This window comes from Enterobacter sp. Tr-810 (genome assembly GCF_011752765.1).
GTDB classification, from domain to species: Bacteria; Pseudomonadota; Gammaproteobacteria; order Enterobacterales; family Enterobacteriaceae; genus Enterobacter; species Enterobacter soli.
This window is the reverse complement of sequence record NZ_VWWW01000005.1, coordinates 214684-240497: the sequence shown is the minus strand read 5'-3', so window position 1 is coordinate 240497 and position 25814 is coordinate 214684. Positions and strand designations below refer to the sequence as shown.

The window sequence follows — 25814 nt, the reverse complement described above, 5'->3', positions numbered from 1 at the left end:
AAAGAGCCCCTCACCACGTCAAGACAACAATTGTCTGAATAGTTTACTGGCAGTCACCAAACTTCACCTGATCGTTTATCTTATTTTACGTTTCATTCACATCCGGCACGGAATTCACTCGGGCTGGCCCCGGTACATTTTTTAAAGACGCGCGAGAAATAGAGTTGATCTTCAAAGCCCACATTGCGCCCTACGGTGGCAATTGGCATCCGGGTTGTGCTGAGCAACAGCTTAGCCTGACTGATACGTTGATCCTCGCGCCAGCTCAGAACGCTCACCCCCAGTTGCTGGCGGAACAGGTGCGATAACCGGGACGGCGACAGACACACATGTTGCGCGACGCTGGCAATATCAAACTGGCTGTCCGCAAGGTGGTCGCTAATGTACTGACAGGCATCGCGCACGCGGTTATCAAGCGGCGGGTTAAGCGATTCATTAATCGCTTCCATGCGTCGTAACAACACCTGTTCCAGCAAGTTAATAGCCAGGTGTTCGGCGTAACGCCCGCCTGCCTGTCCCGCTTCAATAATCTGCGCAAACAGCTCCCGGAATAAGGACTGATGGACATCATCCGGGCGATAGAAACCGGTATGGGCAAAAATGGCAGGCCACGAGAGCCACTCCTGCCAGTAGGCGCGCGGGCGGAAGTAAACCCACTGGTGATACCACTCTTTCGCATCAGGATGACGCCCGTAGTGGTGGATCTCTCCTGGCGGGAACAACAGCATATCGCCAGGGCGGCAGATAAACTGCTGATCGTTATTTTTAATCACCCCCTCACCCCGCACGGTGAGATTCAAAATGAATCCTTTCATCCCCAGCGGTCGGTCAACGTAAAAATCGAGATAACCCTCGGCCTCGATAGGGGTCAGCCCCGCTACCAGATGGGCGTTAAACGAGTAGCCCGGCAGTAAGGGATCGCTTTGCGTTTCGGCCATAGATTCAGTACTCCCAACGGTCTTTAAGGAAACCAATTGTCCATATCGATAAAAGCAGTATAAAAACGGCCCGCGAAAAGATCCAAAAAGCATCACGCTTCTTTTACGTCCGCCCAATTTCAGCTTTTGCCCCTGATTTCTCCGTCGACACGTGCGGATAAGCAGTAACAAAAGTGTCTATAAGTGCGGCAGAAATGTCCACATTGAATATTTGCACGGCGTCACACTTTCAATCGCAACAGCAATTTAGTCCATAAGATTAGCGGATCCTGCCTGACGATTTTTCCCCTCAATCTCTAATGTTCTTTCATACCTGTTTTTTGATGGAGCAACACCATGGCAATTGCGATTGGCCTCGATTTTGGCAGCGACTCGGTTCGCGCACTGGCAGTGGACTGTACGACCGGCCAGGAAATAGCAACCAGCGTTGAGTGGTACCCGCGCTGGCAAGAGGGGCGCTACTGCGATGCGCCAAACAACCAGTTCCGTCACCATCCCCGTGACTACATCGAATCGATGGAAGCGGCGATCAAAACCGTGCTGGCCGAACTGAGCGATGCCCAGCGGGCGCAAATCGTCGGTATTGGCGTCGACAGCACCGGCTCAACGCCTGCGCCAGTGGATGCTGAAGGCCGCGTACTGGCGCTGCGTCCTGAGTTCGCCGACAACCCGAACGCCATGTTCGTGCTGTGGAAAGACCATACCGCCGTTGAAGAAGCCGAAGCCATCACCCGTCTGTGCCATCAGTCAGGTAAAACCGACTACTCGCGCTATATCGGCGGCATTTATTCGAGCGAATGGTTCTGGGCGAAGATTTTGCACGTAACGCGTGCTGACCGTGCTGTCGCACAGGCTGCCGTGTCATGGATTGAGCTTTGCGACTGGGTTCCGGCGCTGCTATCCGGTACGACGCGCCCGCAGGATATTCGTCGCGGCCGCTGTAGCGCCGGGCATAAATCACTGTGGCACGAAAGCTGGGGTGGCCTGCCACCCGCGGCGTTCTTCGATGAACTCGACCCGATCATCAACCAGAACCTGAAATACCCGCTGTTTACCGACACCTATACCGCAGACATCCCGGTGGGCACGCTCTGCGGAGAATGGGCGAAGCGACTGGGGCTGCCGCAAAATGTGGCGATTTCCGGCGGCGCATTTGACTGCCATATGGGCGCCGTGGGCGCAGGCGCGCAGCCGAACACGCTGGTGAAAGTTATCGGTACATCAACCTGCGACATCCTGACGGCGGATAAAGCCAGCGTCGGCGAGCGCGCAGTGAAAGGTATCTGCGGCCAGGTTGACGGCAGCGTAGTACCTGATTTCATCGGTCTGGAGGCCGGCCAGTCTGCGTTTGGTGATATCTACGCCTGGTTTGGCCGCGTGCTCGGCTGGCCGCTGGATCAACTGGCTGCGGCACACCCGGAACTGAAAGCGCAGATTGCCGAAAGCAAAAAACAACTGCTGCCACAACTCACCGAGGCCTGGGCAAAAAATCCGTCCCTTGATCACCTGCCGGTCGTGCTCGACTGGTTTAACGGCCGCCGTACGCCGTTTGCCAACCAGCGCCTGAAAGGGGTGATTACCGACCTCAACCTGGCCACTGACGCACCGGCTCTCTTCGGCGGCCTGATTGCGGCAACCGCTTTCGGTGCGCGCGCCATTATGGAGTGCTTCACCGAGCAAGGTATCGACGTTAACAATGTCATGGCGCTGGGCGGTATTGCCCGTAAAAACCCGGTGATCATGCAGGCCTGCTGCGATGTCTTAAACCGTCCGCTGCAAATTGTGGCCTCCGATCAGTGCTGCGCCCTGGGGGCGGCGATTTTCGCCGCCGTCGCCGCAGGGGTTCACACCGATATCCCGACCGCGCAGCAGCATATGGCCAGTGCTGTTGAAAACACGCTTCAGCCGCGCACCCAGCAGGCCCAACGCTTTGAGCAACTTTATCAGCGCTACCAGCAATGGTCGAAAAGCGCAGAACTCCACTATCTCCCTGTCGCCGCCCCGGCCAAACACACCGCGGATACTCCGGCAACCCTGACACATTAAGGACACGATAATGACCATTTTTAATAATTATGAAGTGTGGTTTGTCATTGGCAGCCAGCATCTGTATGGGCCGGAAGCGCTGCAGCAGGTCACGAAACACGCAGAACATGTGGTTAACGCGATGAACGCAGAAGCCAAACTGCCCTGCAAACTGGTGCTGAAACCACTGGGCACCACGCCAGATGAAATTACCAACATCTGCCGCGACGCTAACTACGACGACAAATGTGCCGGGATGGTAGTGTGGCTGCATACCTTCTCGCCAGCCAAAATGTGGATCAACGGCCTGGCTATCCTCAACAAACCGCTGTTGCAGTTCCATACCCAGTACAACGCCTCCCTGCCGTGGGACAGCATTGATATGGACTTTATGAACCTGAACCAGACCGCGCACGGCGGCCGTGAGTTCGGCTTCATCGGCGCGCGTATGCGCCAGCAACATGCGGTGGTAACCGGTCACTGGCAGGATCAGCACGCGCAAAAACGTATCGGCTCCTGGATGCGCCAGGCGGTCTCTAAACAAGATACCCGTCACCTGAAAGTGGTGCGTTTTGGCGACAACATGCGTGAAGTGGCCGTTACCGACGGCGATAAAGTCGCTGCGCAGATCAAGTTTGGCTTCTCCGTGAATACCTGGGCGGTGGGCGACCTGGTGCAGGTTGTGAACGAAATCAGCGATGGCGACGTGAGCGCGCTGGTTGATGAATACGAAAGCAGCTATCGCCTGACGGCGGCAGCGCAAATCCACGGCGACAAACGCCAGAACGTGCTGGATGCAGCGCGCATTGAACTGGGGATGAAACGCTTCCTGGAACAGGGCGGTTTCCATGCCTTCACCACCACCTTTGAAGATCTTCACGGCCTGAAACAACTGCCAGGCCTGGCCGTACAACGTCTGATGCAGCAGGGCTACGGCTTTGCTGGTGAAGGCGACTGGAAAACCGCCGCCCTGCTTCGCATCATGAAAGTGATGTCAACCGGTCTACAGGGCGGCACCTCCTTCATGGAGGACTACACCTACCACTTTGAGAACGGCAACGATCTGGTGCTCGGCTCTCACATGCTGGAAGTGTGTCCTTCGATCGCCGTTGATGAGAAACCGATCCTCGACGTTCAGTACCTCGGCATCGGCGGCAAAGCCGATCCGGCGCGCCTGATCTTCAACACCCGTACCGGCCCGGCCATTAACGCCAGCCTGATCGATCTGGGCGATCGTTTCCGCCTGCTGGTGAACTGCGTGGATGCCGTCGAAACTCCACACTCACTGCCAAAACTCCCGGTTGCCAACGCGCTGTGGAAAGCTCAGCCGGATCTGCCAACGGCGTCTGAAGCCTGGATCGTTGCCGGTGGTGCACACCACACCGTGTTCAGCCACGCGCTGGACCTGAATGACATGCGCCAGTTCGCTGAACTGCACGACATCGAACTGACCGTTATCGATAACGACACCCGCCTGCCAGCGTTCAAAGACGCGCTGCGCTGGAACGAAGTTTATTACGGTTCAAAACGTTAACAGGGGAACCTTTGGCCTGCCGCAGGGCAGGCCTCTTTTCCTGGAGGATTGCATGTTAGAAGAACTCAAACGTCAGGTGCTTGAAGCCAACCTGGCGCTGCCGAAACACAACCTAGTTACCCTGACCTGGGGTAACGTCAGCGCCGTTGATCGTGATAAAGGCGTGTTTGTTATCAAACCTTCCGGCGTCGATTACAGCGTGATGACGGCAGAGGATATGGTGGTGGTCAGTATCGCCACCGGTGAAGTGGTTGAAGGGAAGAAAAAGCCCTCTTCCGATACGCCAACCCATCGCCTGCTGTACCAATCATTCCCGACCATTGGCGGCATTGTTCACACCCATTCACGCCACGCCACTATCTGGGCGCAGGCGGGTCAGTCCATCCCGGCAACCGGCACCACCCACGCAGATTACTTTTACGGCACCATTCCCTGCACCCGGTTAATGACCGATGCAGAAATTAACGGTGAGTATGAGTGGGAAACCGGCAACGTTATCGTTGAAACCTTTGAAAAACAGGGAATCGATGCGGCACAAATGCCCGGCGTGCTGGTGCACTCCCATGGCCCGTTTGCCTGGGGAAAAAACGCCGAAGATGCCGTGCATAACGCTATCGTTCTCGAAGAGGTGGCGTATATGGGGATCTTCTGCCGCCAGCTGGCACCGCAATTACCGGATATGCAGCAAACCCTGCTGGATAAACATTACCTGCGTAAGCACGGCGCGAAAGCCTATTACGGACAATAAACTGTATATATACCCAGCACAAAACACGCAACCAGGCTATAATCACGCCTGGTTTTGTTTTATGGGATATCGGCGTGGCGCAGGCGCAAGAAGGCTTTTTACTGACCCGACACTGGCGGGATACACCTCAGGGGACGGAAGTTGAGTTCTGGCTGGCGACGGATAACGGCCCGCTGAACGTCACGCTGCCGCCGCAAGAGTCCGTGGCCTTTATCCCCGAACCTCAGGTTGAAAAAGCCAAACAGCTGCTGCGAGGCGAAAACGGCTGGCGCATCACCCCGCTTGAGCTTAAAGATTTCCATCGTCAGCCGGTCTACGGTCTTTATTGCCGCGCCCATCGTCAGCTGATGCGCTATGAAAAACTGCTGCGCGAGGCCGGCGTCACGCTGTATGAAGCCGACGTTCGTCCACCTGAACGCTTTCTGATGGAACGCTTTATTACCGCCCCCGTCTGGGTCGATGGCACTGAGCAAGGCGCCAGGCTGGTCAATGCGCGCCTGAAACCGAACCCGCACTATCGTCCACCACTCAAATGGGTCTCGCTGGATATTGAAACCACCCGCCACGGTGAGTTGTACTGCATCGGTCTTGAAGGCTGCGGGCAACGGATTGTCTATATGCTCGGGCCGCCAAATGGCGATGCCTCCGCACTGGATTTTCAACTTGAGTACGTCAATAGCCGCCCCCAGCTGCTGGAAAAACTGAATCAGTGGTTTGCCGAGCACGACCCCGATGTCCTGATCGGCTGGAACGTGGTGCAATTTGACCTGCGGGTGCTGCAAAAACACGCCGAACGGTATCGAATTCCGCTGATGCTGGGGCGCGGTAACACTGAGATCGAATGGCGCGAACATGGTTTTAAAAACGGCGTATTCTTCGCCCAGGCCAACGGACGCCTGATAATCGACGGCATCGAAGCCCTGAAATCCGCTTTCTGGAATTTCTCCTCTTTCTCGCTGGAAACGGTGGCGCAGGAGCTGCTCGGTGAAGGTAAATCCATCGACAATCCGTGGGACAGGATGGACGAGATTGACCGGCGCTTTAATGAAAACAAACCGGCGCTCGCCACTTACAACCTGAAAGATTGTGAGCTGGTAACGCAGATTTTCCACAAAACGGAGATCATGCCTTTCCTGCTGGAGCGCGCGACGGTGAACGGCCTGGCCGTCGACCGGCACGGCGGCTCAGTTGCGGCGTTTGGTCACCTCTATTTTCCCCGGATGCACCGGGCGGGCTATGTTGCGCCAAATCTCGGGGAAATCCCCCCGCAGGCCAGCCCTGGCGGCTATGTCATGGACTCCCGACCGGGATTATATGACTCGGTGCTGGTGCTGGATTACAAAAGCCTGTACCCATCAATTATCCGCACGTTTCTCATCGATCCGGTGGGGCTGGTTGAGGGCATGGCGCAACCGGATGCTGTGCACAGCACCGAAGGCTTTCTTGGGGCGCATTTCTCGCGCGAGAAACACTGCCTGCCAGAAATTGTGGGGCAAATCTGGCACGGGCGCGACGAGGCCAAACGTCACGGCAACAAACCGCTTTCCCAGGCGCTGAAAATTATTATGAATGCGTTTTATGGCGTGCTGGGCACCAGCGCCTGCCGCTTCTTCGATCCACGCCTGGCATCGTCTATTACCATGCGCGGGCATGAAATAATGCGTCAGACCAAAGCGCTGATTGAATCCCAGGGATATGACGTCATCTATGGCGATACGGACTCCACCTTCGTGTGGCTGAAAAGGGCACATTCCGAAGACGACGCCGCGCGGATTGGCAAATCGCTGGTCGCTTTCGTGAACGACTGGTGGCAAACCCATTTGCAAAAAGAGCGGTTAACCAGCGCGCTAGAGCTGGAATTTGAAACCCATTTCCGCCGTTTTTTGATGCCGACTATTCGCGGTACCGACCAGGGCAGCAAGAAGCGTTATGCAGGGTTAATCCAGGAAGGTGAAAAACAGCGCATGGTGTTTAAAGGGCTGGAAACAGTACGCACCGACTGGACGCCGCTGGCGCAGCAGTTCCAGCAAACGCTCTATCTGCGGGTATTTCGCAACGAGCCCTATCAGGACTATGTGCGAGAAACCATAGCCCGTCTGATGGCCGGCGAACTGGATGACCAACTAGTGTATCGTAAGCGCCTGCGCCGCCCGCTGGCGGAGTATCAGCGTAACGTGCCGCCACATGTTCGTGCGGCGCGTCTGGCCGACGAAGAGAACGTCCGCCGCGGGCGTGCTCAGCAGTATCAAAACCGGGGAACCATCAAATACGTCTGGACCACCAGCGGCCCGGAGCCCGTGGATTATCAGCAATCGCCACTTGACTACGAGCATTACCTGACTCGCCAGCTTCAGCCCGTTGCGGAAGGAATTTTGCCCTTCATCGACGACGATTTTGCTACACTAGTGACAGGGCAACTTGGCCTATTTTGACGCGTGACGAAATCGCTGCCATCCAGTACCATAGCGCCCTTTCCATTCCCGGACCCATTTTTCGATGACTGTCTTTTTGACGGTGGTCGAACTATTGCCTGCAATTAAAGATTAGAGCCGAACATATATGCCTTTTACACTTGGTCAACGCTGGATCAGCGATACAGAAAGCGAACTTGGATTGGGAACCGTGGTTGCGATAGATCCGCGCATGGTCACCCTCCTCTTCCCTGCAACCGGTGAGAACCGCCTGTACGCTCGCAATGACTCCCCTGTTACCCGCGTGATGTTTAATCCGGGCGACACCGTTACCAGCCATGATGGCTGGCAGCTGAAGGTTGAAGACGTAAAAGAAGAGAATGGACTGCTCGCCTATATTGGTACTCGTCTGGACACTGACGAAGCCAATGTCATCCTGCGCGAAGTGCTGCTCGACAGCAAACTGGTCTTCAGCAAACCGCAAGACCGCCTGTTCGCCGGGCAAATCGACCGCATGGATCGCTTTTCACTGCGCTATCGCGCCCGTAAGTTCCAGAGTGAACAATACCGGATGCCGTGGAGCGGCCTGCGCGGTCAGCGCACCAGCCTTATCCCGCACCAGTTGAACATCGCCCATGACGTCGGTCGTCGTTATGCACCGCGCGTACTGCTGGCTGATGAAGTGGGTCTGGGTAAAACCATTGAAGCCGGGATGATCCTGCATCAACAGCTGCTCTCTGGCGCAGCCGAGCGTGTGCTGATCGTCGTTCCTGAAACGCTGCAACATCAGTGGCTGGTTGAGATGCTGCGCCGCTTTAACCTGCGTTTCTCCCTGTTCGACGACGAACGCTATGCCGAAGCCCAGCATGATGCGGATAACCCATTCGAAACGGAACAATTGGTGATTTGTTCGCTGGACTTCGTGCGCCGCAGCAAGCAACGCCTTGAGCACCTGTGTGATGCCGAATGGGACATTATGGTGGTCGATGAAGCGCACCACCTGGTCTGGAGCGAAGATGCCCCAAGCCGTGAGTACATGGCTATTGAACAGCTCGCCGAGCGCGTGCCTGGCGTGCTGCTGCTGACCGCAACGCCGGAACAGCTGGGTCTGGAAAGCCACTTTGCCCGTCTGCGTCTGCTGGATCCAAACCGTTTCCATGATTTTGAGCAGTTTGTTGAAGAACAGAAAAACTATCGCCCGGTCGCCGATGCCGTTGCGCTGCTGCTGGCGGGTAAACATCTTTCTAATGACGAACTGAATACCCTGAGCGATCTGATTGGCGAGCAGGATATCGAGCCGCTGTTGCAGGCCGCGAATAGCGACAGCGACAATGCCGGATCGGCGCGTCAGGAATTGATCGACATGCTGATGGACCGCCACGGCACCAGCCGCGTGCTGTTCCGTAACACCCGTAACGGTGTGAAAGGCTTCCCGAAACGCGAACTGCACACCATCAAGCTGCCGCTGCCAACCCAGTACCAGACGGCGATCAAAGTGTCCGGGATTATGGGCGCGCGCAAAACTGCGGAAGAGCGCGCACGCGACATGCTCTATCCGGAACAGATCTACCAGGAATTTGAAGGCGATACCGGCACATGGTGGAACTTCGATCCGCGCGTTGAGTGGCTGATGGGGTATCTGACTGCACACCGTTCGCAGAAGGTTCTGGTGATTTGCGCCAAAGCGGCAACCGCGCTCCAGCTGGAGCAAGTGCTGCGCGAGCGTGAAGGGATCCGCGCTGCGGTATTCCACGAAGGCATGTCCATCGTTGAGCGTGACCGTGCAGCAGCATGGTTTGGCGAAGAGGACAGCGGCGCGCAGGTTCTGCTGTGTTCCGAAATCGGTTCTGAAGGCCGTAACTTCCAGTTCGCCAGCAACCTGGTGATGTTCGATCTGCCGTTTAACCCGGATCTGCTGGAGCAGCGTATCGGCCGTCTGGATCGTATCGGCCAGGCGCACGACATTCAGATCCACGTGCCTTACCTGGAAAAAACCGCCCAGTCCGTACTGGTGCAGTGGTTCCACGAAGGTCTGGATGCTTTCGAGCATACCTGCCCGACGGGCCGTACCATTTACGATCAGGTTCACAGCGATTTGATCGGTTATCTGGCGGCACCAGAAGAGACGGAAGGTTTTGACGATCTGATTAAATCCTGCCGTGAAAAACATGACGCCCTGAAAGCCCAGCTGGAGCAGGGCCGTGACCGTCTGCTGGAGATCCACTCCAACGGTGGCGAGAAAGCGCAGGCGCTCGCTGAGAGCATTGAAGAGCAGGATGATGACACCAGCCTGATCAGTTTCTCCATGAACCTGTTCGACATCGTCGGAATTAACCAGGACGATCGCGGCGAGAACATGATCGTCCTGACGCCATCCGATCATATGCTGGTCCCGGATTTCCCGGGTCTGCCGGAAGATGGCTGCACCATCACTTTTGAGCGTGATGTTGCCCTGTCCCGCGAAGATGCGCAGTTCATTACCTGGGAACACCCGCTTATTCGCAACGGCCTGGATCTGATCCTCTCTGGCGATACCGGCAGCAGCACCATTTCCTTGTTGAAAAACAAGGCGCTGCCAGTGGGTACGCTGCTGGTAGAGTTGATTTACGTTGTTGAAGCGCAGGCGCCAAAACAGCTTCAGCTCACCCGCTTCCTGCCGCCAACGCCTGTGCGTCTGCTGCTGGACAAAAACGGCACCAACCTGGCAGCCCAGGTCGAGTTCGAGAGCTTTAACCGCCAGCTGAGCGCGGTGAATCGCCACACCGGCAGTAAGCTGGTGAATGCGGTGCAGCAGGACGTGCACAGCATTCTGCAACTGGGTGAAAGCCAGATAGAAAAAGCGGCCAGAGCGCTGATTGATGCTGCGCGTAGCGAAGCTGACGAAAAGCTGTCTGCTGAACTTTCCCGTCTGGAAGCGCTGAAAGCGGTGAACCCAAACATCCGTGACGATGAGCTTGCAGCGATTGAAAGCAACCGCCAGCAGGTCATGGAAAGCCTTGATCAGGCAAGCTGGCGTCTGGATGCCCTGCGTCTCATCGTTGTGACGCATCAGTAAACGGAGCGCAAAATGGTTATGGAGCCCTACAATCCACCGACGGAGCCCTGGCTGGTCATTCTGTATCAGGATGAACACATTATGGTGGTCAACAAGCCTAGCGGCTTGTTGTCCGTGCCGGGACGTCTTGATGAGCACAAAGACAGTGTGATGACGCGTATTCAGCGTGATTATCCGCAGGCGGAGTCCGTACATCGTCTGGACATGGCAACCAGCGGCGTGATTGTGGTGGCGCTTAACAAAGACGCGGAGCGCGAGTTAAAACGGCAGTTCCGCGAGCGCGAGCCGAAAAAGCAGTACGTGGCACGCGTCTGGGGTCACCCTGCGCTGGAAGAAGGGCTGGTTGATTTACCGCTGATCTGCGACTGGCCGAATCGGCCAAAGCAGAAAGTGTGTTATGAAACCGGCAAGGCCGCGCAAACCGAGTATGAAGTGCTGGAGTACGCGCCGGATAACACCGCGCGCGTCTTGTTAAAGCCGATTACCGGACGCTCTCACCAGTTGCGCGTGCATATGCTCGCCATGGGGCATCCGATTTTGGGTGACCGTTTCTACGCGCCGCCAGAAGCGCTGGCGATGGCTCCACGTCTGCAACTCCATGCCCAGACGCTGACTATTACCCATCCGGTTTTCGGTAATGCCATGACGTTTAAGGCTCCGGTAGACTTCTAAAAAAATGGCCCGATACTGTCGGGCCATTTTTTATTTAAATCCTTTCTGCTCTTTTATCAGCTCGTACGCCTTCTGGATTTCCTGTGCTTTTTGCTTGGCCATCTCCATCATCTCTGGCGGCAAGCCTTTGGCGACCAGTTTATCCGGGTGGTGCTCACTCATCAGCTTGCGATACGCACGTTTAATGGTCGTCGCGTCGTCCGTTGGCTTCACACCCAGCACGTTGCAGGCATCTTCAAGTGTTGGGCCGCGCTGCGCCTGTTGCCAGCCTCCGCCCCCCGCAGACTGTTGCTGCTGATACCCATCGCCAAACTGCGCGCCGCCCTGCATCATGCGCAGGAACTGGTCGAACTGAACGCGGGAAATCCCCAACTCTTCCGCAATGACATAAAGAACATCACGTTCATTAGGATGCAGGGAACCGTCAGCGAACGCCGCCTGGATCTGGATCTCCAGAAACATCCGAATTAAATCAAAACGCCCGAAGCAGATGCTGCGGAACTGACGCATTTTTTCGCGCAGCGGATAATTGTCCGCCTTACCGATGCGAAACGCGTTTTGCGCCGCCAGGCGAGACTCACCATGCAGATTCATGCGGTCCATAAACACGCTGGCAATCTGAATATCCGCCTCCGTCACACGCCCTTTTGATTTGGTTAAATGCCCCATAACCTCAAACGTGGTGGAGAAAAACAGTGACTGGCGCTCGCGCTGGTTAGCAAACCAGGCCATTTTACGGCTGCGCGCCTTGTCAAACATATGGCCAATAATGAGGCCGAGAACGATTCCCCAGAACCCTGCTCCCATCATTATTGCGAACGCAACGCCGATTATTTTACCCCAATACTGCATATACTCCCCGTATAGTCATGTTCCTGGTTCGACGTAACTCCATCATTACAGTGGTCGAGCCACGGTCAATTGAGGGACATCGCCTATAATTTGCATTATCATACTCGTCATTCGATAGCGAGCCTAACACTCTGGCACGCAAACGGGCAGGATTAACGCTGGTACTGCGCTGATGAGTAAGATAGTCTCTGAGCGTTTGTAAGCCGTAGCCACTGATGACGGAACAATAAATACAACGTATGAAAAAACGTATCCCCACCCTCCTGGCCACAATGATTGGCACCGCCCTGTATAGCCACCAGGGGCTGGCCGCCGATCTCGCCTCGCAGTGTATGCTTGGCGTCCCAAGTTATAATCGCCCACTGGTGAAGGGCGATACGAATAGCTTGCCGGTAACCATTACTGCCGACAGTTCAAAAGGTACTTACCCCGACAATGCCACGTTTACGGGCAATGTGGATATTAACCAGGGTAACAGCCGCTTGCAGGCAGATGAAGTGCAATTGCATCAGAAGCAGCCAGAAGGTGCGGCCGAGCCCGTACGTACGGTGGATGCACTGGGTAATGTGCACTACGACGACAATCAGGTCATCCTGAAAGGTCCGAAAGCCTGGTCAAACCTGAATACCAAAGATACTAACGTCTGGGAAGGTGACTACCAGATGGTAGGACGTCAGGGACGTGGTGACGCAGACCTGATGAAACAGCGCGGCGAAAACCGCTACACCATTCTGGAAAACGGGACATTTACCTCGTGTCTGCCAGGTTCTAACACCTGGAGCGTGGTGGGCAGTGAAGTTATCCACGACCGCGAAGAGCAGGTTGCTGAGATCTGGAACGCACGTTTCAAACTCGGCCCGGTTCCAGTTTTCTATAGCCCATATCTGCAACTACCGGTTGGCGACAAACGCCGTTCAGGTTTCCTGATCCCGAATGCCAAATACAGCACCACGAACTACTTTGAGTTCTACCTGCCGTATTACTGGAACATTGCGCCAAACATGGACGCCACGATTACCCCGCACTATATCCACAAGCGCGGTAACATTCAGTGGCAGAACGAATTCCGTTATCTGACCCAGGCAGGCACAGGCCTGATGGAGTTTGATTACCTGCCGTCGGATAACGTCTACAAAGACGACAGCGTCAAGAACCCGTCGGGTGACGATCGCCACCGCTGGCTGTTCTACTGGCGTCATGCCGGGGTGATGGATCAGGTCTGGCGTTTCAACGTTGACTATACCAAGGTCAGCGACTCTTATTATTTCAACGACTTCGATTCCAAGTACGGTTCAAGTACCGATGGCTACGCCACGCAGAAATTCAGTGCGGGTTATGCCATTGAGAACTTCAACGCCACCGTATCGACCAAACAGTTCCAGGTATTCTCGAACCAGACAAACAGCACCTACGGCGCGGAGCCACAGCTTGATGTTAACTGGTACCAAAACGACGTCGGGCCTTTCGATACCCGCGTTTACGCCCAGGCGGTGCATTTCGTGAATACCAGTTCCGATATGCCGGAAGCCACGCGTCTTCACATTGAGCCGACGATTAACCTGCCGTGGTCTAACGACTGGGCGAGTCTGAATACCGAAGCCAAGCTGATGGCGACCCACTATCAGCAGAAAAATATTGATGATTACAACACGAGCAATGGCACTCATCTTGAAGAGTCCGTAAACCGTACGCTGCCGCAATTCAAGATGGACGGTAAGCTCATCTTCGAACGTGATATGGGCCTACTGGCTGACGGCTATACCCAGACGCTCGAGCCACGTATGCAGTACCTGTACGTGCCATATCGCGACCAAAGTAACATCAACAACTATGACTCCTCGCTGCTGCAATCTGACTACAGCGGCCTGTTCCGTGACCGTACCTATGGTGGTCTTGACCGTATCGCTTCGGCTAACCAGCTCACCACGGGTGTGACAACGCGTGTATTTGATGACGCAGCCGTTGAACGTTTTAACGTTTCTGTTGGTCAAATCTACTATTTCACCGAGTCACGTACAGGAGATGCGCAAAACATTCAGTGGGAGAATAATGACAAAACAGGTTCTGTTGTCTGGGCTGGTGATACTTACTGGCGTATGACTGACCGTTGGGGCCTGCGAGGTGGTGTGCAGTATGATACCCGTCTGGATAATATTGCCAACAGTACTGCCACTATCGAGTACCGCCGTGATGAAGACCGACTGCTTCAGCTGAACTATCGTTACGCCAGTCCTGAGTATATTCAGGCAACGCTGCCGAAAAACAGCAGTGATACGACCTGGACTAAAGCTCAGTACAAAGACGGTATCTCGCAGGTGGGTGCAGTCGCAAGCTGGCCTATCGCCGATCGCTGGTCTATTGTCGGGGCGTACTACTTCGATACCAATGCGAATAAAGCAGCAGACCAGATGTTAGGGCTGCAATACAACTCCTGCTGTTACGCGCTGCGTGTCGGTTACGAACGCAAACTTAACGGCTGGGATACCAAAAATAATCAAAGCGAATACGATAACGTGTTTGGCTTCAATATCGAGTTGCGCGGCCTGAGCTCCAACTATGGCCTGGGCACACAGCAGATGCTGCGCTCGAACATTCTGCCGTACCGTACTTCTTTGTAATGTGCTTGATTTACCACGTAATCCGCTTTGCGGTTAATTGAAATGGAAAAAGTATGAAGAACTGGAAAACGCTGCTGCTCGGTATCGCCATGGTTGCGAATACCAGCTTCGCAGCCCCCCAGGTTGTCGATAAAGTCGCTGCTGTGGTTAACAACGGCGTTGTGCTTGAAAGTGACGTTGACGGTTTGATGAAATCTGTGAAGCTCAACTCGGGCGAAGCAGGTCAGCAACTTCCTGATGACACCACGCTGCGCCATCAGATCCTCGAACGTCTGATCATGGATCAGATTATCGTGCAGATGGGTCAGAAAATGGGCGTGAAGATCACTGACGAACAACTCGATCAGGCAATTGCGAACATTGCTAAGCAAAACAACATGTCCATGGATCAGATGCGCAGCCGTCTGGCCTACGATGGCATCAACTACCCAACTTACCGTAACCAGATCCGTAAAGAGATGCTGATTTCGGAAGTGCGTAACAACGAAGTTCGTCGTCGCGTCACCATCCTGCCTCAGGAAGTGGATGCCCTGGCGAAGCAGGTTGGTAATCAGAACGATGCCAGCACCGAGCTGAACCTGAGCCACATCCTGATCCCACTGCCGGAAAACCCAACCTCCGATCAGGCAGCTGAAGCGGAAAGCCAGGCGCGTTCTATCGTTGAACAGGCGCGTAACGGCGGTGACTTCGGTAAACTGGCGATCACTTACTCTGCTGACCAGCAGGCGCTGAAAGGCGGCCAGATGGGTTGGGGGCGTATTCAGGAACTGCCATCCATCTTTGCTCAGGCACTGAGCACGGCGAAGAAAGGCGATATCATCGGTCCAATCCGTTCTGGTGTGGGTTTCCACATTCTTAAGGTGAACGATCTGCGTGGTCAGAGCCAGAGCCTTTCCGTCACGGAAGTGCACGCACGCCATATCCTCCTGAAACCGTCACCAATCATGACTGACGATCAGGCCCGAGCAAAACTGGAACAAATTGCAGCAGATATTAAGAGCGGTAAAACCTCGTTTGCTAACGCAGCGAAAGAGTTCTCCCAGGATCCAGGCTCTGCAAACCAGGGCGGCGATCTTGGTTGGGCGGCTGCGGATATCTACGATCCTGCGTTCCGCGATGCGCTGATGAAGCTCAGCAAAGGCCAGATGAGCACACCAGTGCACTCATCCTTTGGCTGGCACCTGATCGAACTGCTTGATTCCCGCAACGTCGATAAAACCGATGCGGCGCAGAAAGACAGAGCCTACCGTATGCTGTTTAACCGTAAATTCTCTGAAGAAGCGGCAACCTGGATGCAGGAACAACGCGCCAGCGCTTACGTGAAAATACTGAGCAACTAATGAAACAACATCGTGTTGTTATCACTCCCGGCGAACCCGCCGGGATTGGTCCCGACCTCGTCGTCCAGCTGGCTCAACGCAGCTGGCCGGTGGAACTGGTCGTCTGTGCTGATGCAACACTGTTACAAGACCGGGCAACATTGCTCGGTCTGCCTTTAACATTGCTCCCTTACGTTGAAGACCAACAGCCAGCACCGCAACAAGCCGGTACATTAACCCTTCTTTCTGTTCCCCTTCGTACGCCCGTTACCCCAGGTCAGCTCAGCACTGAAAACGGCCACTATGTTGTCGAGACACTGGCACGTGCCTGTGATGGCTGCATGAAGGGCGAATTTGCCGCGTTAATCACCGGCCCGGTGCACAAGGGTGTGATCAACGAAGCGGGTATTCCCTTTACCGGGCATACCGAGTTCTTCGAAGAGCGCTCGCACAGCCCGAAAGTGGTGATGATGCTGGCAACCGAAGAGATGCGGGTTGCACTGGTGACAACGCATCTGCCCATCAAGGCGATCCCTGATGCCATAACCCCTGAGCTCCTGCGCGAGATCATCGGGATTTTGCATCATGACCTGCAAACAAAATTTGGCATCAAGCAGCCGCACGTGCTGGTATGCGGGTTAAATCCCCATGCCGGAGAAGGTGGGCACATGGGTACGGAAGAGATCGACACGATCATTCCGGTGCTCGATGAAATGCGTGCGAAAGGGATGAATCTTAGCGGGCCTTTGCCTGCGGATACCCTTTTCCAGCCCAAATACCTGGATAATGCCGATGCCGTGCTCGCGATGTACCACGATCAGGGCTTGCCCGTGCTAAAATACCAGGGCTTTGGCCGTGGCGTGAATATCACCCTCGGTTTACCCTTTATTCGAACTTCCGTTGACCACGGTACTGCGCTGGATCTGGCAGGCCAGGGAAAAGCGGATGTCGGCAGTTTTATTACGGCGCTTAATCTCGCCATCAAAATGATTGTTAATACTCAATGACTAATCGAGTCCATCAGGGCCACTTAGCCCGTAAACGCTTCGGGCAAAACTTTCTCAACGATCAGTTTGTGATCGAAAGCATCGTTTCTGCCATTAATCCGCAGAAAGGCCAGGCTATGGTCGAAATCGGCCCGGGCCTTGCCGCGCTGACCGAGCCAGTAGGCGAACGCCTTGACGAACTGACCGTTATCGAACTTGACCGCGACCTGGCGGCACGTCTGCAAACGCACCCGTTCCTGGGGCCAAAGCTGACCATTTATCAGCAAGATGCCATGACCATGAACTTTGGCGAGCTGTCAGAAAAAATGGGTCAGCCGCTGCGCGTGTTTGGTAACCTGCCGTACAACATCTCCACGCCGTTGATGTTCCACCTGTTTAGCTATACTGATGCCATTGCCGACATGCACTTCATGCTGCAAAAAGAGGTGGTGAATCGTCTGGTTGCAGGGCCGAACAGTAAAGCGTATGGTCGTTTAAGCGTAATGGCACAATATTTCTGCAACGTGATCCCGGTGCTTGAAGTACCGCCATCCGCCTTTACGCCACCGCCAAAAGTGGATTCAGCCGTTGTGCGCCTTGTCCCACATAAAGTGAAACCGTATCCGGTCAAAGAGTTGCGCGTGCTGAGCCGTATTACTACTGAAGCTTTTAACCAGCGCCGTAAAACGATCCGTAACAGCCTGAGCAACTCGTTTAGCGTTGAGGTGTTAGCTGAGTTAGGGATCGACCCGGCAATGCGTGCGGAGAACATTTCCGTAGAGCAGTATTGCAAGCTGGCTAATTACATCAGCGAAAATGCCCCGCCGAAGGAGAGCTAAGCCATGATTGATTCGCCCCGCGTCTGTGTCCATGTACAAAGCGTCTATATCGAGTCCCAGTCCACACCGGATGAAGAGCGTTTTGTCTTTGCCTACACGGTAACCATTCGCAATCTGGGGCGGATGCCTGTGCAACTGCTTGGGCGCTACTGGCTTATCACTAACGGCAATGGCCGCGAAATCGAAGTTCAGGGTGAAGGTGTGGTAGGTGAACAGCCACACATCGATCCTGGCGAAGAGTATCAGTACACCAGCGGTGCGGTTATTGAAACACCGCTGGGTACCATGCAAGGCCATTACGAAATGGTCGACGCCGACGGTAATGCCTTCCGCATTGCTATTCCTGTGTTCCGTCTTGCCGTTACAACACTCATTCACTAATCCAATGTCTACATATCTGATTGGCGACGTTCACGGTTGCTACGATGAACTGATCGCATTGTTAAAACAGGTCGACTTTGCACCTGGCCAGGACACGCTCTGGCTAACGGGTGACCTGGTAGCTCGCGGTCCAGGCTCTCTTGACGTTCTGCGCTTTGTAAAATCTCTGGGCGACAATGTACGGATGGTGCTGGGCAACCACGATCTGCATCTTCTGGCGGTCTATGCCGGGATCAGCCGTAATAAGCCGAAAGACAGGATAACCCCTCTGCTCGAAGCACCGGACGCCGATGACCTGATCAACTGGCTTCGCCGCCAGCCGCTGCTGCAAATCGATGAAGAGAAAAAACTGCTCATGGCGCACGCCGGGATCACCCCGCAATGGGATCTCGAAACGGCTAAAGCCTGTGCACGCGACGTTGAAGCGGTGCTGGCAAGCGACTCGTATCCGTTCTTCCTCGATGCGATGTACGGCGATATGCCGAACCACTGGAGTGAAGATCTCAGTGGGCTGGCGCGCCTGCGTTTTATTACTAACGCTTTCACGCGGATGCGCTTCTGCTTCCCGAACGGGCAGCTGGATATGTACTCCAAAGAGACACCGGAAAGTGCGCCTGCGCCGCTCAAACCCTGGTTTGCCATTCCCGGGCCGGTGACCAACGAGTACAGCGTGGTATTCGGGCATTGGGCTTCACTTGAGGGTAAAGGCACGCCTGAAGGTATCTACGGTCTGGATACGGGATGTTGCTGGGGCGGGGTGTTGACCTGCTTGCGCTGGGAAGATAAAGCTTACTTTGTGCAGCCATCTAACCGACAGCGTGACTTAGGGGCAGATGAGGCCGTCGCCTCCTGAGGATAATTCCCTCTCCCGGCGGGAGAGGGAAAAACACTTAACGACGTTCCAGAATTTCGAAGCAGTAGCTGTGTGAGTTCTGCGCATCCGCGTCGTGGAATTCACTGAATACGGATTCCCACTCGTCAGGATCGTAGTCCGGGAAATGCGTATCCCCTTCCACTTCCGCATCAATGTGCGTCAGATACAGTTTCTGCGCCTTTGGCAGGAACTGCTCATACACACGACCGCCACCGATAACCATGATCTCTTCGGCGTTACCGCAGGCAGCAATGGCCTCGTCTACGGATTTCACCCATTCAACACGATCATCAGTGCCCGGCTGGCTACTGATAACGATATTCTTACGGCCAGGTAATGGACGACCAATCGACTCCCAGGTCAGGCGGCCCATCACTACCGGCTTGTTTAACGTAGTACGTTTAAACCATGCGAGATCGGCAGGCAGGTTCCACGGCATGGCGTTTTCCATACCGATAACGCGGTCTACCGCCAGCGCTGCAATCAGACTGATCATTGAAAATTTCCCGGATGCAAAAAATTGCCGCCACTATACGGAAAGCTTAATCTTTCGTCGACTGGCGGCATGGTAAAGAAATAGAAATTTTTTAATATTGCTGGCAACACCACTTCACGCTGAAGGTTTACTCTCCGGTTCGTCTTCCGGGTTACCGGTATGCTTACCCTCTTCCGTCCCCTGCCAGCCGTGACGCTGCACCAGCGACAGATGATTACGGTCTTCATTGATGATTTCCGTCAGCATCGCACTGGTGCGTTTAAAGACCGCCGCCCGCTCGGATGCCGTGCTGCCGGCCATTGCCACCATCTCTTCCACCATGTCAGTGTTGAAACGACGGAACAGGTCAGCACGCTCGCGGGCCTCATACGCCCCCAGCCCCAGGCTTTCCAGCGCCATGCGGCCAGACTTAAGCGCCCCTTCGAATGTTTCACGTTCCGGCGCTTCAACCCCAGCCTGGCGCAGCTGGATGTAATGATCCACATCGCGCGCCCGCGAGATTATCGTCAGGTTCGGGAAGTGTTCTTTCACCAGCGCCACCATCTCCATACTGGCCTGCGGATCGTCAATGGCGTTAATCAGCACTTCGGCTTTTGCCGCACCTGCGGACTCCAGCAGATCGACACGGGTCGCATCGCCGTAGAAGACTTTCATGTCGAATTTACGCAGGGTATCCACGTGGTCAGGATCGTGGTCGAGGATCACCATTTTCACCCCGCTGGAAAGCAGCAAACGACCGGTGATCTGCCCGAAACGCCCGAATCCGGCGATGATGACGCGCGGCTGTTCTTCATCTATTTCATCGGCTTCGCGCTCTTGCTCACTGCCCGATTTTTCCAGACGCGTCAGTACGACCAGCAGGACCGGCGTCGCCGCCATCGACAGTGCCACCGCAAGGGTTAACGCTTTCGCCCACTCCGGGTCGAGCACATTTGCCATTTGCGCGGCACCAAAGACCACAAAGGCGAATTCACTTCCCTGCCCCAGCAGCACGGCAAACCAGCGACGCTGTTTGTTCGGCACTTTCAGCGGGCGGGCAATCAGCCACAGCATCCCCATTTTGATAACAAGGAAGCCCACCAGCAGAATGATGATCCGCAGCGGGTGCGTGGCCAGTGTGCCAAAGTCGATAGACATCCCCACGCCGATGAAAAAGAGCCCCAGCAACAACCCTTTAAACGGCTCGATATCGCTTTCCAGCGCATGACGGTATTCAGAGCTCGCCAGCAGTACGCCTGCCAGGAATGCCCCCATTGCCATCGACAGCCCGGCTTCCTCCAGCAGTAAACCAAAACCAAACACCAGGAACAATGCCACAGCACTGAAGACTTCACGCAGGCCTGAGCGGGCGACAAACCGCAGCAGTGGACGCGTAACATAACGACCTAACAAAATCACCAGTGCCAGCGCACCGGCTACTTTTAACGCCGACAGCGCAAAGGCACCGAGCGTGGTTGAAGAGCCGCTTGCCGCCAGCAGCGGGATCATCGCGACCAGCGGAATGGCGGCAATATCCTGGAACAACAGCACTGAAAACGCGCTACGCCCCATCTGAGAGACGGTCAGGTTACGTTCGTTCATCGCCTGCATGGCAATCGCGGTAGAAGAAAGCGCCAGCGTCATGCCGATAAGCTCAGCCACTTTCCAGTCCATGCCCAGCAAAATACAGAAGCCGCCCAGCAGCACCCCGCAGGCCACCATCTGTAATGCACCGCCGCCAAAGACCGAGGCGCGAAGCTTCCATAGCCGCTGTGGATCAAGCTCAAGGCCAATCACAAACAGCATCAGCACCACGCCAATTTCCGCGAAATGCAGAATAGATTCGGCGTCCGTCACCAGGCGGAAGCCCCACGGCCCGATGACACACCCGGCAATCAGATAGCCAAGTACGGAACCCAGCCCCAGACGCACCGCAACCGGCACAATCAGTGCTGCCGCGCCAAGGTAAATCAGCGCCTGTATGAGCGTATGACTATCCATTGTGCATCTCCTGCCACTCAATTAAGCGTTGTTTATAGTGACGCGCCTGCGCCTGCAATGTTTCATCGTCACACACAAAGGTGCAGTGCATCGCAAAAGGAGGTACCCAGTTGAGCCCACAATAGAGCGCGGTTGCCTGTAAAGGCTGGGCCAGCACGTCAAATCCCGGGAAGGAGCCGATATCAAAGTGGCTTTCACCGCCGCCGGTGGTCACAGCCCACATCAGGCTTTTGCCCTTCAGTGCCTTGCCGTTGTGACCATACGCCCAGCCGTGTGAAAAGACCTTGTCGATCCACAGCTTAAGTAGCGGAGGAGTGCTGTACCACTGCATCGGGTGTTGCCAGATAATCAGGTCAGCACGAGAGAGCGCCGCCTGTTCGGCGGCGATGTCGATATTGAAGTCGGGGTAAAGTTGATAAAGAGAGCGGATTTCCACTCCTTCGAGCGTCCCTGCCTGTTCAAGCATCCGTTTATTCGCATGAGAGTGCTGCGGATAAGGATGCGCATAAATTATCAGAATCATTGTTTTGCCTGTCTTTGCGCATATTGCCTTTCAGCAAGAGTGTAGACAGTTAATTGATCTGGTTACAATGATAACTGTTATTTATGTATCCCGCGCTCAGGCACTGCGCGGCTCTTTTCCGACGGCGTCATCCGCTACCTCTGCGGCAAGATCGCATTTTTTCGGCAGCAGGAAGGTCATGGTTCCGGCAATCAGCAGCGATCCTGCCAGCGCGCACACGGCAACGTTTTGACCATAAAGATAAATCATCACCCCAACCAGATACGGACCACAGAATCCCCCAAGGTTCCCCAGGCCGTTGATGACCCCACGGGCGCTACCGGCCACTTCAGGAGCGGCAATCCGCCCCGGCATTGACCAGAACGGGCTGGTCGCCGCTTTCAGGAAGAACCCACAGATAACCAGCGCGATATAGGCGGCCACCACATGCTCACGCAGCACCACCGATGCAATCAGCGCAGCGGCGAAACAGTACAGTGAGAAGCGTACCCACAGGCGGCGCTTTCCGCTGCGATCGCTGAAGAGTGAAATCACATAGATCCCGGCAAGCGTTGCCACGAACGGCAGAACCGCCAGGAACCCCACGCTCGCCATGTTACCGCCCGTCAACCCTTTAAGGATGGTCGGCAGCCAGAGGGTGTAGCCGTAATCACCGGTCTGGTAGAAGAAGTTAAGAATAACCAGTTTCATCAAGCCGGGGTTACGGAAGACATCCTTCACCGGTGCTTTACTCACTGGTGCTTCGGCCAGTTTTGCCGCCCGCTCCGCCGCGAGTGTTTTCACCAGATACTCCCGTTCAGCCTGCGGCAACCAGCGCGCTTCTTCCGGGCGATCGCTAATCATAAACCACCACACGGCCAGTACCACCAGCGACAGCAGACCTTCGATGATAAACAGCCAGCGCCAGTCGAACGCGGCAATGATGGCACCTGATACGGGGGCGGTCAGCATCCCGCCCAGCGGCGCAAACATCATCACAAACGCATTGGCGCGTCCGAGTTCTTTCTCAGGGAACCAGTTGCTGACCATCGTCAGCACCACGGGCAGCATCCCGCCCTCCGATACACCCAAAATAAAGCGCAGTACCAGCAGCTGATATTCATGGGTGACAAAACCCGTCGCGACCGACACTATCGCCCATGCTACCAGCGACCAGGCAATAAAGCGTTTTCCGCTACCATTTACGGCAATACGCCCACCCGGTATTTGCAGGAATAAATAACCAATAAAAAATATACCGCTGGCAACACCCGCCATCTGGCTGGTAATACCTAAATCAGCTTCCATTCCTCCGGGCAGGGCGAAACTAATATTAACCCGATCCATAAACGAAATAATGCAGGCAATTAATACCGGCGTAATAATACGTAACCAACGGGTGCTGGGAATGTTATCGCTCATATTTCGTACTCTCTATGCAGAGGTTATTGTTGTCATTACATGAGAACCAGGTACAGAGATAAAACGTGAAGAATTAATTAATCGCGTTAGGTAATTTTGCACCCGCAAAATAAGCCGCCACGTTGGCATATACCACGTCACTCATTTTCTGGCGGGTTTCATGGGTGGCGCTGGCGACGTGTGGTTGCAAAACCACATTCTCAAGTGCGATCAGTTCGGCCGGAACATGTGGCTCATCTTCAAAAACATCCAGGGCAGCCCCGGCGATAACACCGTTTTGTAACGCCTTAATCAGTGCCTGCTCATCCACCAGCGAGCCACGGGCGATGTTGATTAACCATGCGTGTGTCGGCATCACATTGAATACCGAAGCATCGATGATCCCCCGGTTGGCCTCGCCGCCAGATGCGGCAATCACCAGGAAGTCACTCTCGTGCGCAAGGGTGTGCAGGTCCGCGCACCACTGATACCCAAGCCCCTCGACAGGCTTACGGTCGTGGTACAGCACCTGCATATCAAAACCCGCGGCACGGCGGGCAATGGCCTGGCCGATATTCCCCATCCCCAGCAAGCCAATCCGTTTACCGCTCACCTGGGTTGCCAGCGGCAGACCGCCGTTAAGCCAGCGCCCTTCCCGGACAAAACGATCGCCCTGACACAGCTGGCGCGCGCCACTGAGCAGCAGCCCCATTGCCAGATCGGCGACATCATTGGTTAACACGCCAGACGTTATCGAGACGGCAATCTGGCGGGAGCGCACATAGTCCAGATCCACCGCATCGGTCCCCACGCCAAAGATTGCCACCAGCCCCACGTGCGGCAGCAGCTCCAGCACGCTGTTTTGCACACCGATATCACCCCGCGTGACCACGGCGGCAATGTTCTCCCCCTGTTCACGCAGAAACGCGATGGGATCATCTTGTTCATACAGGCGAAACAGCGGGAACTCAGCGGCAAGCTGGGCTTGCAGGGTATCAATAACGGGAGCCACCAGAAGGACGGCGCGAGAAAGAGTATTCATGGGATCACCTGTTTGAAGTTCATAACGACAGTGGTCACTATCAAACGGGTTTTTTGTAGGGTTTTTTGCGATCTTCGTCACGCTGAATCGTGTTAAAAAGCGCTGTTACAGCCTCCGTGATCGGTAAGACAAATTAGATAGTTTCACCCATCGACAGGCGGTAGTGCAGGTCGACCTTCTCAATAGTCGGTAGCCCTTTAATTTTCTTGATCAGGATTTCAGTGGCGACCTTCCCCATTTCAGCGCGCGGCGTCAGTACGCTTGCCAGACGTGGGGAGACAACCTGGCCAATCTCCAGCCCATGAAAACCGGCGATCGCCAGCGTCTGCGGGACGCGAATACCCGATGCCAGGCACTCCTGTAACACGCCAACGGCGAGATCGTCGTTGGTACACAGGATACCGTCCATATCCGCGTACATCTGGCGCGCCAGCGTCATCATACCCGTCCCGATAGAGACTGACGAAACCTTGTTGGGCGCAATGCGCCCTACCGTCAGCCCTGCGGCTTCCATCGCATGACAATACCCTGCGTAACGCTGCTCATCACGGACGTCCGACATCGATCCAAAATAGACGATGTGCCGCTTTCCGCTTGCCAGCAGCATGTTAGTCATATCCAGACCCGCTTTGAAATTGTCAAAACCCACGTTAATGCGCCCGGGGTTATCCGACAGCCCCATCACTTCTGCAACGGGGATTTTCGCGGCGTTGAGGTATTTTTCTGCCCGCAGGGTATGCACTGACTCGGTCAATAACAGGCCTTTGACATTAAACGCCAGCACTGCTGCAATCTGCTCCTCTTCACGCTGGCGGTCGTAATCGTAGTTCACCACCAGCGTCTGATAGCCGTGCGCCGCCGTAACCGACTCAATACCGGCTAACAGATCGGCAAATATTTGATTATGAAAAGAAGGGATCAGCACACCAATGCGCGGCACCACGATACTGCTCATGGCGGGGTTATCCGGGTCAGGTTCGTAACCAATTTCGGCAATCACGCTGGCAATACGCTCGGCGGTTTCGGGTTTCACTTTATCCGGCGTGCGTAAATAGCGGCTAACGGTCATCTTCGTTACGCCAGCCAACTCAGCGATATCATTAAGCGTAATACGTTGTGCCTTCATCAGTTAACCCGTCAA

Annotated in this window: 20 protein-coding genes; 12 read left to right on the top strand and 8 right to left on the bottom strand. The window is 55.0% G+C overall.

Annotated features, from left to right (window positions below; all coding sequences use genetic code 11):
- Window positions 1–92: 92 nt before the first annotated feature.
- Window positions 93–938, bottom strand: a complete 846-nt coding sequence (araC, locus tag F3J30_RS15935; RefSeq protein ID WP_014068875.1) for an arabinose operon transcriptional regulator AraC — start codon at window positions 936–938, stop codon at window positions 93–95.
- Window positions 939–1274: 336 nt separating this feature from the next.
- Here araC and araB point away from each other — a divergent pair, with 336 nt between their 5' ends.
- The 6 genes from araB to rluA all read left to right on the top strand — a co-directional run bounded on the left by araB (window position 1275) and on the right by rluA (window position 11383).
- A complete protein-coding gene (gene araB, locus F3J30_RS15930; protein ID WP_166717867.1) occupies window positions 1275–2984 on the top strand; it encodes a ribulokinase in 1710 nt (569 codons plus the stop codon).
- A 10-nt stretch (window positions 2985–2994) separates the two neighbouring features.
- The gene (araA, locus tag F3J30_RS15925; RefSeq protein WP_166717866.1) at window positions 2995–4497 is read left to right on the top strand and encodes an L-arabinose isomerase; all 1503 of its coding nucleotides are present in this window, start codon (window positions 2995–2997) and stop codon (window positions 4495–4497) included.
- Between the two features lie 52 nt (window positions 4498–4549).
- A complete protein-coding gene (araD, locus tag F3J30_RS15920) occupies window positions 4550–5245 on the top strand; it encodes an L-ribulose-5-phosphate 4-epimerase (protein WP_014068872.1) in 696 nt (231 codons plus the stop codon).
- Between the two features lie 74 nt (window positions 5246–5319).
- A complete protein-coding gene (polB, locus tag F3J30_RS15915) occupies window positions 5320–7677 on the top strand; it encodes a DNA polymerase II (RefSeq protein WP_166717865.1) in 2358 nt (785 codons plus the stop codon).
- A gap of 127 nt (window positions 7678–7804) precedes the next feature.
- Window positions 7805–10711 carry an RNA polymerase-associated protein RapA gene (gene rapA, locus F3J30_RS15910; RefSeq protein WP_014068870.1) on the top strand — a complete coding sequence of 969 codons (2907 nt, stop codon included), beginning with the start codon at window positions 7805–7807 and terminating at the stop codon, window positions 10709–10711.
- A gap of 12 nt (window positions 10712–10723) precedes the next feature.
- Window positions 10724–11383 carry a bifunctional tRNA pseudouridine(32) synthase/23S rRNA pseudouridine(746) synthase RluA gene (gene rluA, locus F3J30_RS15905; RefSeq protein ID WP_166717864.1) on the top strand — a complete coding sequence of 220 codons (660 nt, stop codon included), beginning with the start codon at window positions 10724–10726 and terminating at the stop codon, window positions 11381–11383.
- Between the two features lie 30 nt (window positions 11384–11413).
- On the opposite strand, the gene djlA is transcribed toward rluA, so the two are convergent.
- Window positions 11414–12235, bottom strand: coding sequence for a co-chaperone DjlA (djlA, locus tag F3J30_RS15900; RefSeq protein ID WP_166717863.1), 822 nt, complete (start codon window positions 12233–12235; stop codon window positions 11414–11416).
- 239 nt (window positions 12236–12474) lie between these two features.
- Here djlA and lptD point away from each other — a divergent pair, with 239 nt between their 5' ends.
- Genes lptD through apaH form a run of 6 tightly spaced genes read left to right on the top strand, consistent with a single transcriptional unit; the run spans window position 12475 to window position 19231 of the window.
- On the top strand, window positions 12475–14853 hold the full coding sequence (gene lptD, locus F3J30_RS15895; RefSeq protein WP_166717862.1) for an LPS assembly protein LptD: 2379 nt from the start codon (window positions 12475–12477) through the stop codon (window positions 14851–14853).
- A gap of 53 nt (window positions 14854–14906) precedes the next feature.
- A complete protein-coding gene (surA, locus tag F3J30_RS15890) occupies window positions 14907–16193 on the top strand; it encodes a peptidylprolyl isomerase SurA (protein WP_014068866.1) in 1287 nt (428 codons plus the stop codon).
- Window positions 16193–17179: a 4-hydroxythreonine-4-phosphate dehydrogenase PdxA gene (gene pdxA / locus F3J30_RS15885; protein WP_166717861.1), complete on the top strand. Its 987-nt coding sequence runs from the start codon at window positions 16193–16195 to the stop codon at window positions 17177–17179. The genes surA and pdxA overlap by 1 nt, the downstream gene beginning before the upstream one ends.
- Window positions 17176–17997: a 16S rRNA (adenine(1518)-N(6)/adenine(1519)-N(6))-dimethyltransferase RsmA gene (gene rsmA / locus F3J30_RS15880; RefSeq protein ID WP_166717860.1), complete on the top strand. Its 822-nt coding sequence runs from the start codon at window positions 17176–17178 to the stop codon at window positions 17995–17997. Before pdxA ends, rsmA begins: the two co-directional genes overlap by 4 nt.
- Before the next feature lie 3 nt (window positions 17998–18000).
- Window positions 18001–18378, top strand: a complete 378-nt coding sequence (gene apaG / locus F3J30_RS15875) for a Co2+/Mg2+ efflux protein ApaG (RefSeq protein WP_014068863.1) — start codon at window positions 18001–18003, stop codon at window positions 18376–18378.
- Between the two features lie 4 nt (window positions 18379–18382).
- The gene (gene apaH / locus F3J30_RS15870) at window positions 18383–19231 is read left to right on the top strand and encodes a bis(5'-nucleosyl)-tetraphosphatase (symmetrical) ApaH (RefSeq protein ID WP_166717859.1); all 849 of its coding nucleotides are present in this window, start codon (window positions 18383–18385) and stop codon (window positions 19229–19231) included.
- A gap of 37 nt (window positions 19232–19268) precedes the next feature.
- Here the strand turns inward: apaH and folA are convergent, their stop codons facing one another.
- The 6 genes from folA to F3J30_RS15840 form a co-directional block, all read right to left on the bottom strand.
- Window positions 19269–19748 (bottom strand): type 3 dihydrofolate reductase, encoded by a 480-nt coding sequence (gene folA / locus F3J30_RS15865; protein ID WP_008502023.1) that lies wholly within the window; start codon window positions 19746–19748, stop codon window positions 19269–19271.
- A gap of 114 nt (window positions 19749–19862) precedes the next feature.
- Window positions 19863–21728, bottom strand: coding sequence for a glutathione-regulated potassium-efflux system protein KefC (gene kefC / locus F3J30_RS15860; protein ID WP_014068861.1), 1866 nt, complete (start codon window positions 21726–21728; stop codon window positions 19863–19865).
- Complete coding sequence (kefF, locus tag F3J30_RS15855; protein WP_166717858.1) at window positions 21721–22251, bottom strand: glutathione-regulated potassium-efflux system oxidoreductase KefF; 531 nt, start codon at window positions 22249–22251, stop codon at window positions 21721–21723. The genes kefC and kefF overlap by 8 nt, the downstream gene beginning before the upstream one ends.
- A gap of 96 nt (window positions 22252–22347) precedes the next feature.
- On the bottom strand, window positions 22348–23652 hold the full coding sequence (locus F3J30_RS15850) for an MFS transporter (RefSeq protein ID WP_166717857.1): 1305 nt from the start codon (window positions 23650–23652) through the stop codon (window positions 22348–22350).
- A 73-nt stretch (window positions 23653–23725) separates the two neighbouring features.
- A complete protein-coding gene (locus tag F3J30_RS15845; protein ID WP_166717856.1) occupies window positions 23726–24673 on the bottom strand; it encodes a 2-hydroxyacid dehydrogenase in 948 nt (315 codons plus the stop codon).
- 133 nt (window positions 24674–24806) lie between these two features.
- Window positions 24807–25799 (bottom strand): LacI family DNA-binding transcriptional regulator, encoded by a 993-nt coding sequence (locus tag F3J30_RS15840; RefSeq protein WP_014068857.1) that lies wholly within the window; start codon window positions 25797–25799, stop codon window positions 24807–24809.
- Window positions 25800–25814 lie beyond the last annotated feature (15 nt).

What these genes read in the sequence shown, in the direction of transcription:
- araC (WP_014068875.1), bottom strand. Translation starts at nt 938, where the DNA reads ATGGCCGAAACGCAAAGCGATCCCTTACTGCCGGGCTACTCGTTTAAC.
- araB (WP_166717867.1), top strand. Translation starts at nt 1,275, where the DNA reads ATGGCAATTGCGATTGGCCTCGATTTTGGCAGCGACTCGGTTCGCGCA.
- araA (WP_166717866.1), top strand. Translation starts at nt 2,995, where the DNA reads ATGACCATTTTTAATAATTATGAAGTGTGGTTTGTCATTGGCAGCCAG.
- araD (WP_014068872.1), top strand. Translation starts at nt 4,550, where the DNA reads ATGTTAGAAGAACTCAAACGTCAGGTGCTTGAAGCCAACCTGGCGCTG.
- rapA (WP_014068870.1), top strand. Translation starts at nt 7,805, where the DNA reads ATGCCTTTTACACTTGGTCAACGCTGGATCAGCGATACAGAAAGCGAA.
- rluA (WP_166717864.1), top strand. Translation starts at nt 10,724, where the DNA reads ATGGTTATGGAGCCCTACAATCCACCGACGGAGCCCTGGCTGGTCATT.
- djlA (WP_166717863.1), bottom strand. Translation starts at nt 12,235, where the DNA reads ATGCAGTATTGGGGTAAAATAATCGGCGTTGCGTTCGCAATAATGATG.
- lptD (WP_166717862.1), top strand. Translation starts at nt 12,475, where the DNA reads ATGAAAAAACGTATCCCCACCCTCCTGGCCACAATGATTGGCACCGCC.
- surA (WP_014068866.1), top strand. Translation starts at nt 14,907, where the DNA reads ATGAAGAACTGGAAAACGCTGCTGCTCGGTATCGCCATGGTTGCGAAT.
- pdxA (WP_166717861.1), top strand. Translation starts at nt 16,193, where the DNA reads ATGAAACAACATCGTGTTGTTATCACTCCCGGCGAACCCGCCGGGATT.
- rsmA (WP_166717860.1), top strand. Translation starts at nt 17,176, where the DNA reads ATGACTAATCGAGTCCATCAGGGCCACTTAGCCCGTAAACGCTTCGGG.
- apaG (WP_014068863.1), top strand. Translation starts at nt 18,001, where the DNA reads ATGATTGATTCGCCCCGCGTCTGTGTCCATGTACAAAGCGTCTATATC.
- apaH (WP_166717859.1), top strand. Translation starts at nt 18,383, where the DNA reads ATGTCTACATATCTGATTGGCGACGTTCACGGTTGCTACGATGAACTG.
- folA (WP_008502023.1), bottom strand. Translation starts at nt 19,748, where the DNA reads ATGATCAGTCTGATTGCAGCGCTGGCGGTAGACCGCGTTATCGGTATG.
- kefC (WP_014068861.1), bottom strand. Translation starts at nt 21,728, where the DNA reads ATGGATAGTCATACGCTCATACAGGCGCTGATTTACCTTGGCGCGGCA.
- kefF (WP_166717858.1), bottom strand. Translation starts at nt 22,251, where the DNA reads ATGATTCTGATAATTTATGCGCATCCTTATCCGCAGCACTCTCATGCG.
- F3J30_RS15850 (WP_166717857.1), bottom strand. Translation starts at nt 23,652, where the DNA reads ATGAGCGATAACATTCCCAGCACCCGTTGGTTACGTATTATTACGCCG.
- F3J30_RS15845 (WP_166717856.1), bottom strand. Translation starts at nt 24,673, where the DNA reads ATGAATACTCTTTCTCGCGCCGTCCTTCTGGTGGCTCCCGTTATTGAT.
- F3J30_RS15840 (WP_014068857.1), bottom strand. Translation starts at nt 25,799, where the DNA reads ATGAAGGCACAACGTATTACGCTTAATGATATCGCTGAGTTGGCTGGC.